This is a genomic window from Chlorobium sp., from assembly GCF_049593655.1.
Taxonomy (GTDB): domain Bacteria; phylum Bacteroidota; class Chlorobiia; order Chlorobiales; family Chlorobiaceae; genus Chlorobium.
Genome location: NZ_JBAWHG010000059.1, coordinates 1 through 8,398, shown reverse-complemented (window position 1 = coordinate 8,398; position 8,398 = coordinate 1). Strand labels below are relative to the sequence as shown.

The 8,398-nt window shown below is 58.6% G+C and carries 7 protein-coding genes and 1 tRNA gene; 3 read left to right on the top strand and 5 right to left on the bottom strand.

The window, feature by feature from the left end; genetic code table 11:
• Positions 1-165 precede the first annotated feature (165 nt).
• Genes WBP50_RS10490 through WBP50_RS10480 form a run of 3 tightly spaced genes read right to left on the bottom strand, consistent with a single transcriptional unit; the run spans position 166 to position 4,068 of the window.
• A complete protein-coding gene (locus tag WBP50_RS10490) occupies positions 166-567 on the bottom strand; it encodes a hypothetical protein (RefSeq protein WP_423934244.1) in 402 nt (133 codons plus the stop codon).
• A 7-nt stretch (positions 568-574) separates the two neighbouring features.
• A complete protein-coding gene (locus tag WBP50_RS10485) occupies positions 575-2,605 on the bottom strand; it encodes a biotin/lipoyl-containing protein (protein WP_423934242.1) in 2,031 nt (676 codons plus the stop codon).
• A gap of 5 nt (positions 2,606-2,610) precedes the next feature.
• Positions 2,611-4,068, bottom strand: a complete 1,458-nt coding sequence (locus WBP50_RS10480; RefSeq protein ID WP_423934239.1) for an acetyl-CoA carboxylase biotin carboxylase subunit — start codon at positions 4,066-4,068, stop codon at positions 2,611-2,613.
• A gap of 346 nt (positions 4,069-4,414) precedes the next feature.
• On the opposite strand from WBP50_RS10480, the gene WBP50_RS10475 reads away from it, so the two are divergent.
• The gene (locus WBP50_RS10475; protein ID WP_423934237.1) at positions 4,415-4,654 is read left to right on the top strand and encodes a hypothetical protein; all 240 of its coding nucleotides are present in this window, start codon (positions 4,415-4,417) and stop codon (positions 4,652-4,654) included.
• Positions 4,655-4,738: 84 nt separating this feature from the next.
• Here the strand turns inward: WBP50_RS10475 and WBP50_RS10470 are convergent.
• A tRNA-Val gene (locus tag WBP50_RS10470) sits at positions 4,739-4,812 on the bottom strand.
• 98 nt (positions 4,813-4,910) lie between these two features.
• Here WBP50_RS10470 and WBP50_RS10465 point away from each other — a divergent pair.
• Positions 4,911-5,138, top strand: coding sequence for a hypothetical protein (locus tag WBP50_RS10465; protein ID WP_423934235.1), 228 nt, complete (start codon positions 4,911-4,913; stop codon positions 5,136-5,138).
• Here the strand turns inward: WBP50_RS10465 and WBP50_RS10460 are convergent.
• A complete protein-coding gene (locus WBP50_RS10460) occupies positions 5,128-7,233 on the bottom strand; it encodes a thioredoxin domain-containing protein (protein ID WP_423934234.1) in 2,106 nt (701 codons plus the stop codon). The genes WBP50_RS10465 and WBP50_RS10460 overlap by 11 nt on opposite strands.
• Before the next feature lie 314 nt (positions 7,234-7,547).
• On the opposite strand from WBP50_RS10460, the gene WBP50_RS10455 reads away from it, so the two are divergent.
• A partial coding sequence (locus tag WBP50_RS10455; RefSeq protein WP_423934246.1) for a bifunctional methionine sulfoxide reductase B/A protein occupies positions 7,548-8,398 on the top strand: 851 nt, incomplete at its 3' end.

The window sequence follows — 8,398 nt, the reverse complement described above, 5'->3', positions numbered from 1 at the left end:
GGCGCTTCCGGCCGGAGAAATAGGGAAAGAGCCCTTCGAGGAGCCAGAGCAGCACTCCCGCGGCAATGGCGGCCCCGTATGAGAGGACACGGAGGTCGGGTATGGAGAGGAAGCTTTCCGTCATGCTTTGGCCGCCGGTTTCCTTCTTTCGTATCGGTTCAGGATTTACGCTTCATCGATCTGACGAAGGATTTCCCGCAGGGAGCCGGCTGTCGCCAGTTTTTCCCCGTCAGTCGGAGCATGGTAAAAGCCGATAATGGCTTTAGCGCCGATACCGATCGGGGGATACTCCTTTCGGGCAAGCATCGGCATCAGGGAAAGATAGTTCAAGACGTTCTCCCTCTCCATGCCGTTTATTTTGCCCAGAACCTCTTCCGCGATGCCGGCGGCATCATCGCCGAGACCTGCAACGTAAGCGGCGCCCTGCACGGCACCGTACTGGAAGCCGAGCACGGCAAAAACGACATCCCTGTTCGTGCTGCTTTCCAGTCCGGCGGGACATTGCCCGATCGCTTCAGCGAGGAACTGCAGCGACATTTTCGTTACAGCTTCGATGCTGTCCGTCATCCTGAAATCATTCTTTTTCCCTGACCTCCTCCAGAACGAAAAGCAGCTGACCCTGTTTCACCATCTGGTTGAGATGCACCGCGATTTCGGTGATCTGCGCATCGTAGGGTGCGAAGATCGCGTTCTCCATTTTCATGGCCTCGAGATTTGCGATCTCTTCGCCCTTGTGCACGATATCGCCCGCCCTTACCGGACCGCGTTCAGGATTTCCGATGCGCCAGACGGTTCCGTTGATCGGTGCGCCGATATCGGTAAGGCCTTTGGCCATCCTGATCTCCGTCTTACGGGCGCGGGGCGTTTCGATCTTGAATACCCGGATCTGGTTGTTGACCTTCATCACGGCGTGAATGATGCCGTCGTGCTCCGCACCGATCGAGACCCGCTCGATGGAGTACGGAACCCCCCGGTATTCAAAATCGACCTTGCTGCCCGCATTCTGCAGGCCGGACTTCCAGACGTCGGTCGGCAGCACGAGCGGGGTATCTCCGTATTTTTCGCGGAACTGGATGAAGTCGAGGGCATCTTTCGGGTGCATGAGATACAGAATGAACTCCTCTTCGCCCGGGGTACGGTCAAGCTTTTCGGTAAGCTCCTGGTACAGTCGTTTCAGATCTTCGTCCGGCAGGGCGTCAAGCGGGGAGTCTTCGCGGCGCTGGCGGATTTTTTCCGGGCCTTCCTCTCCGAAACAGCTGGTATAGACCCAGTCCGCTGGCCATCCCATCGGCAGTTTTCCGTAGCTTCCGACGATGAGGTTCTTGAAATCTCCCGGGGCGCCCCGGAAAAGATGGAGCAGTTCGTCCTGATCTTCGGGCGACATGGTGTCGAAATCCTGCTTTTTCTCCTCGATAAACCGGGTCAGAAGATCGATGACGTGATTGACGCCGGCCACGCCGCGCTCCTTGGCGTAGTGGTTCACGATGCCGCTGCAGGTTACCCACGTGACCTGCGAACCGGGCGTCACGTCGAAATATTTCACGATCTGGTTGTAGAGCGACATCATTTTGAGGATCGCGGGCATCAGGTGCAGGAATCCCCCTTTTTGCGCCTGCTCGAAGGAGCTTGGAAAGGCCCCGCCCGGCATGCGGTGCATGACGACGCCGTGATCGAAGCCTTTGAAGGGCGACTCTGCCCATTCGTAGTGGCGGATCCAGTCGCGCACTTTCTGGACGGCGTCGTCGGCCGCCCTGATGTTGAGATGGACCCTCATGCCCGACTCCTCGAGGAACGAGGCTACGCTCAGAAGCGGCGCCTGGCCGAAGAAACGGGTGAGGGAGTCCTCTTCGACGTCGATGATGCCGGCTCCCGCCTGAACGGCGGCCAGAATGGCCGGGAGGGCAAGGCCATCGGTGGCGTGGCGGTGGTATTGCAGCACCAGGTCGGGATAGGCCTGCTTGATGGCGTCAAAGAGCGAATGCATGCGCCGGGGGCTTCCGACGCCCGCCATATCCTTGATGCAGAGAATGATTTCGTCCGTGCCGCCGCAGAGATCGACGATCTCCCTGACGAGCTTCAGGAAGTAGGCGTTCGTTGTCCAGTCGGCCTGGGTAAAGGCGATGGCCGGCTGGAAAAGTCGGCCGCGCTTCATGACCACTTCGGCCACCGTACGCATGTTGCGCACGTCGTTGAGGAACGAGAAACAGCGCCACACATCGATATCGACCCTTGAGATCACATGCTCGATGATGTTTTTCGGATAGGGACGATATCCCCACAGGTTGGTTTCGCGGACGAGCGTCTGCAGCAGCACGTTCGGCATCTTCTCCCGCAGCAGCGCAATCTCTTCGAAGGGGCTTTCGCGGCGGTTCATGATTCCCACATGCCAGCGCGCTCCGCCGTGGCACTCCGAGCTGAACAGCCCCATTTCGTTGTATTCCTGAGAGAGGGTGGAGAGGTCGCGGATTCTCAGGCGGTTTTTATAATCCGACTGTCCGGCGTCTCTCATTCCGGTCGAGGTAAGGGCAATCGCATCCAGCCGGCGAACGTTGCTGACGATATCTTTCGGGCTCATCCCCGGTTTGACGAAGACAGAATTGGTCATGGTTGTTAAATCCAGTTCGGTGTTCCAAGAGCGGAAATTTCAGCTACATATCTGGCGATTTTCAGTACGTCCTCTTCGCTGTCGCCCTCCGGGAACATGGAGACGAGTTCGTCCATATGCTCTTCGATAAAGCGCGTCGAGAAATCGCCCCTGATGAAGTCGCGGTGCCGGATGATGCTCAGAAGCAGCGGTGCGAGGGTTTTGACCCCTTCCACCCTGAGGTTGCGGCAGAGAATGCTGTCCATCTTCATGATGGCGGTCTCCCGGTCGGGTCCGGTCGTCATCAGAAGCATGACCAGCGAGTCGTAGTAGGGCGGAATTTCGGAGCCTTCATAGACCCCCTGCGATACCCTGGCGCCGGGATAGAGGTTCAGGTGCAGACGGCTGATGTTGCCGAACGAGGGGCTGAACGTTGCCGGATCTTCGGCATTGAGGCGGACTTCCAGAGCCCATCGGTTCGGGCGGATGTCCTCCTGCTGGAAGCTGAGCGGGTCGCCCTGCGCGATGTCGAGCATGAGGCTGACGATATCCACGCCGGTCACCAGTTCGGTGATCCCGTGTTCCACCTGCAGGCGGGTGTTCACTTCGAGGAAGTAGAATTTGCCGGTCGCCGAATCGAGCAGAAACTCGACCGTTCCTGCCGAGGAGTAACCGATGGAGCGCATGAGCCGGACGGCCGTGTCGCAAATCGAGCGGCGGGTCACGTCGTCAATGCTCGGAGAGGGCGCTTCTTCGATGATTTTCTGGTTGCGGCGCTGCAGGGTGCACTCGCGCTCGTAGAGATGAATGACGTTGCCGTGCTGGTCGGCGATGATCTGCACCTCGATGTGCCGGCCCTTTTCGATAAACTTTTCAACGAGAATCTCGTCGTTGCCGAACGATTTTTTCGCCTCGGAGCGGGCCTGCGCCAGTGCGTTCTCAAGTTCGGAATCGTCGGTGACCCTCACCATTCCCTTGCCGCCGCCGCCGGAGGATGCCTTGATGATGATCGGAAAGGCCACGTCCTCCTCCTGCATCCACCTCCGGATTTCCCCGGCGGTTTTCGGGGAGTCGATGCCGGGGATGGTGGGGACTCCTGCCTCCCTGGCGATGTTCTTCGACTCGATCTTGTCGCCCATTTTATGGATGACCTCGGGGCTCGGCCCGATCCAGATCAGGCCCGAATCCTGCACCAGCTGCGCGAACTTGGCGTTTTCGGAAAGAAATCCCCAGCCGGGGTGTACGGCATTGGCGCCGTTCTTCCGGGCTGCCGCGATAATCTTTTCCATGTTCAGGTACGATTCAACGGGCGGGGCTTCGCCGATATGAACCGCGTCGTTTGCCATGAACACGTGAGCCGCGAGCCGGTCGGGAGTGCTGTAGACGGCCGTCGTCGGGATCTTTCTGTCTTTGCATGTCTGAATGACCCGTACGGCCGGTACGCTGCGGTTGGCTACGAGAACCTTTTTGATTTTTTTATCCATTATGCCTTTGCCGACTTAAGAAATTCGGGAGTTCCGGTTTTAAAACGTGACAATACAATCCATCATACCTATTTGAAAACATGCTTGCAAGAGATTTCGCAGTTCAGGAATATCATTTTTTTTAACAGCCCCGCAAAAACCGGAGAGAGAAGGGGCCTGGACTTTTCGGGACGAAAGAGCGTGCGAACGTGCGCCGGTGTGAACAACTCGTGAAATTTTTCCTCATGAACCTCCCGTTCCGTTTTCCGGAAAATCCTGTGTATATTTGAACATGACGTTTCAAAGCCGGAGGGCCGGATGGCTCCTTTCGGCCTGTAACCGGAAAACAACAACAGGGAGTTGTATTATGCTGAAGGACGCTGCTGCTGCGGCTGGAGGTGCCATACTCCTGACGCCATTGGGAATGCCTTTCGTTATGCACGGGGTCGCCGGAATGCTTGTCGGCGGCGCCGGACTTTTTATTGCCGATTCGCTCATGAAACAGGTGGTCGAGGCCATGAGCAACCCTTCCGGCAGCGACGAAACGCCGGGATCGGAAAGCGGGGTTGTCCACGTGGACGTGACCAGTTCCGGAGGCGGGCAGTAACGGCACTGGAGCCCGTTTTCTGCTTCACCATCGGCTTAAGGCCGACAAAAAAGCCGGAATCGTAAACGCAAGCGGGGCGGGTTGTGGACAATATAGGACTCGAACCTATGACCTCTCGCGTGTGAAGCGAACGCTCTAACCAACTGAGCTAATTGTCCGTGTATCCGGGCCGATACGGCTGCGGAAGGCCCGGAATCCGTTAAAGTAAGGATTGCCTTCGATTTGACAAAAAATAATCTTCCAAAAAAGGAGTAGTATGGAATCGATGAACCCTCCGGGTGGGCTTCTCAAAACCGCAGCAGGAGTGGCAGGCGCAGCCGCCGTCGCACCCCTTGCCCTGCCGCTGCTTCCCGCCGTGGCCGGACTTGCAGTAGTCGGGTTCGGTATTTTCGCTGCCGGTTCGATTCTCGGCCAGGTTGTCGACGGGGTCAAGCACAAGGCAGAGCGAGACGACATCGAGGACCGGCTGCCTTTCAACGGATAGCATTTTTCAGCAGCTCCCCGAGCGCTTCCGGGGTGCTTGCGGGGAGTCTGCATGCATGATCGATGCACAGGAAGAGCATCGGCGTCGGCGAATGCGGGTCGATGCCGTGCGGTATTTCGACATGTTCCAGATTTCCGGCCGCTGCATGCAGGACGCTCAGGCCCGGCAGGTAGCGTGCGTTGAGCGTTTTCAGCAGTTCCTGCATTCCGGGCGACTCCGCGCCGCCGGCAAGAATGGCCGAAATTCCCCCTGTACCGGCATTGTTCAGGGCTGCGAGCATCAGCGGCAGGGCGTGGCCGTTTCGGGAAAGCGTATCGCCGAAACACCTGAAGCTCGCTTCCGCCATCCGGCGATACGCTTCGTTGCCGGTCATCACGGCGAGATCGAGCAGGTTCAGGATGCATACCGAAGAGGCCGCAGGTTCGGCCCCGTCATACTCCTCCTTCAGCCGTACCGGAACCGTGTCGTCGTCCATTGCGGTGCTGAAGTACCCTCCGTTGACCGGGTCGTAGAACAGATCGTTGCATTTGCTCATGAGCCTGCATGCGGCATCGAGGTAGCGATTGTCGAAACAGGCCTGATAGAGGTCGAGCAGTCCCCTCGCAAAAAAGGCATAATCCTCGGCTTTGCCGGCGATCGCCGCTTCGCCGTCGCGGTAGCGGCGCAGCAGCTTTCCGTCCTCTTTCCTGCAGAGGCGCAGGAGTATGAAATCTGCGGCATTCCGGGCTGCCAGGAGATACGCCGCATGGCCGAGAACCCGGTAACCTCTGGCGAGAGCCGATACCGTGAGGCCGTTCCATGAGGTGATGATCTTGTCGTCGAGCAGGGGACGGGGACGCTGCAGGCGCTTCCGGTAGAGCAGCTCCCGTATCTCGTCGAGATCGGCTGAACGTTCTCCTCCGGAGTGCTCCCGCATGAGCACGTTTTTTCCTCCGAACTCGCCGTGCGGATCTTCCTGCACGTTGCCTTCGGGTTTCATGCCGTAGGTGCTGGCGAACAGCTCCAGCTTCTCCCTTTCGGCAGGAAGCGCCTTCACCTCCTCCCAGCTCCACACATAGAAAGCGCCCTCACGCTTTTCCGGAGTGTTGCCGTCCGGAAAGCTGTCGGCATCCTCCGCCGAAAAGAACCCTCCGGCGGGCGACTGCATGTCGCACAGCAGGTAGTTGAAGATATCCTCGGCAACCGACGAGAAAAACCTGTCGCCGCTTATCTGGTATGCTTCCAGATAGCTCACGGCGAGCTCGGCGTTGTCGTAGAGCATTTTTTCGAAATGGGGCAGGTGCCAGCGCAGGTCGGTGGAGTAGCGGGCGAACCCGCCCCCGCCGTTGCCCATGCTCCGTACATGATCGCGCATGCCCCCATCGGCCATTTTTTTCAGCGTGTGGAGGGCCATGTCCGAAGCTTCCCGCCTTCCCGTGTGAAATGCGTGGCTGAAGAGAAAGGTGAAGAGCGCCGGACGAGGAAATTTCGGTGCGCCGCCGAACCCGCCCCACAGGGGATCATATGCCGATGCAAGCCACCGGAAGCAGGCCTCCGCCGCCGCTCCTCTTTCCGGAACAGAGCTGTTTTCAGCAGGGGAGGGGGGCTGAAGCTGTTCGAAAAAGAGGCGGGAAGCGTCCCTGATGCGCTCCGGATCGGCCGCCCACAACTGCGCAATGGAGGCGAGCACGGTTCTGAACCCCGGCATGCCGTAACGGTCCTCGGGAGGGAAGTAGCTGCCTCCGTAAAAGGGTTTCAGGTCGGGCGTGAGCCATACCGACATCGGCCATCCGCCTCTTCCCGTCGAAGCCTGCACATAGGTCATGTAGAGCCGGTCGAGATCCGGAAGCTCTTCGCGGTCCACCTTCACCGGTATGAAGCTGCCGTTGAGCAGCCTTGCGGTCTCTTCGTCCTCGAACGATTCCCGCTCCATCACATGGCACCAGTGGCAGGTCGCGTATCCGACGGAGAGAAAGATCGGCATGTTCCGTTCCCTCGATTTCCGGAAAGCCTCAGGGCCCCAGGGGTGCCAGTCCACCGGATTGAAGGCGTGCTGCAGAAGATAGGGGCTCTTTTCCCTGGCCAGGAGGTTCGGTTCTGCCGGTTTACGGTTCATGGGGCTTGCGCTGTGCATTTGCGTTCGATGGATGTTCTCTCTTCAACACCCCTGACGGGGGCGAAAGTTCTCCGGGGAGAGGAGAAACCAACAGGATCACCCCGCGGTTGTATGGATATGGAGTTATACAGGTCATTCCGCTTCCGGCAAACGCATCAGTCGCAACAATGAGCTTCATCTTCGACAACGCCACGGCCAACAACCGGAGTATGTCGCTCCTTCCGGTGACCCTTCTTGTGCTGCTGCTTGCATCCTGTTCCGGCAGCGCCCTGCCGGTGCCGGGAGTTCATGTTCAGGAACAAAAGGAGAAACATATGCCATACAATCAGCTTACCCCCGAAGAGGAGCGCGTGATCGTCCGTAAAGGCACGGAAGCACCCTTTTCGGGCAAATATTATCGGAACAGGGAGACGGGAACCTACCAGTGCAGGCGGTGCGATGCCCCCCTGTTCCGTTCCTCCGACAAATTCGAATCGGGCACCGGATGGCCGAGCTTCGACGATGCCCTTCCCGGCGCGGTCAGAGAGGTTCGCGACGCGGACGGACGGCGTACCGAGATCGTATGCGCCAGCTGCGGCGCTCATCTCGGCCACGTTTTCTTCAATGAAGGCATGACCGCCAAAAACGTGCGCCACTGTGTGAACTCGGTTTCGCTGAACTTTCAGCCCGAAGCCCTCAAGCCGCCTGCAACCAGGACGGCGTTTTTTGCCGGCGGGTGCTTCTGGGGAGTGGAATACCATTTCAGCAAGGTAAAGGGCGTGCTTTCGGTCAGGTCCGGCTATACCGGGGGGGAGACCTCCAATCCTTCCTACAAGCAGGTGTGCAGCGGCAGGACAGGGCATGCCGAGGCCGTGGAGGTCGAGTACGACCCCGGCCAGGTGAGTTACGAAACCCTCGCGAAGCTGTTTTTCGAAATCCACGATCCGACTCAGGTGAACCGGCAGGGGCCGGACGTCGGCACACAGTACCGTTCGGCGGTTTTCTTCGCCGACGAGGAGCAGCGCCGGGTGGCTGAAAAGCTCATCGCAGAACTGAAAGCAAAGGGGTACGGGGTGGCTACCACGGTTGAAAAAGCCGGAACCTTCTGGCCCGCCGAGGATTACCATCAGGATTACTACCAGAAGACAGGGCATCAGCCGTATTGTCATATTTACACGAAACGATT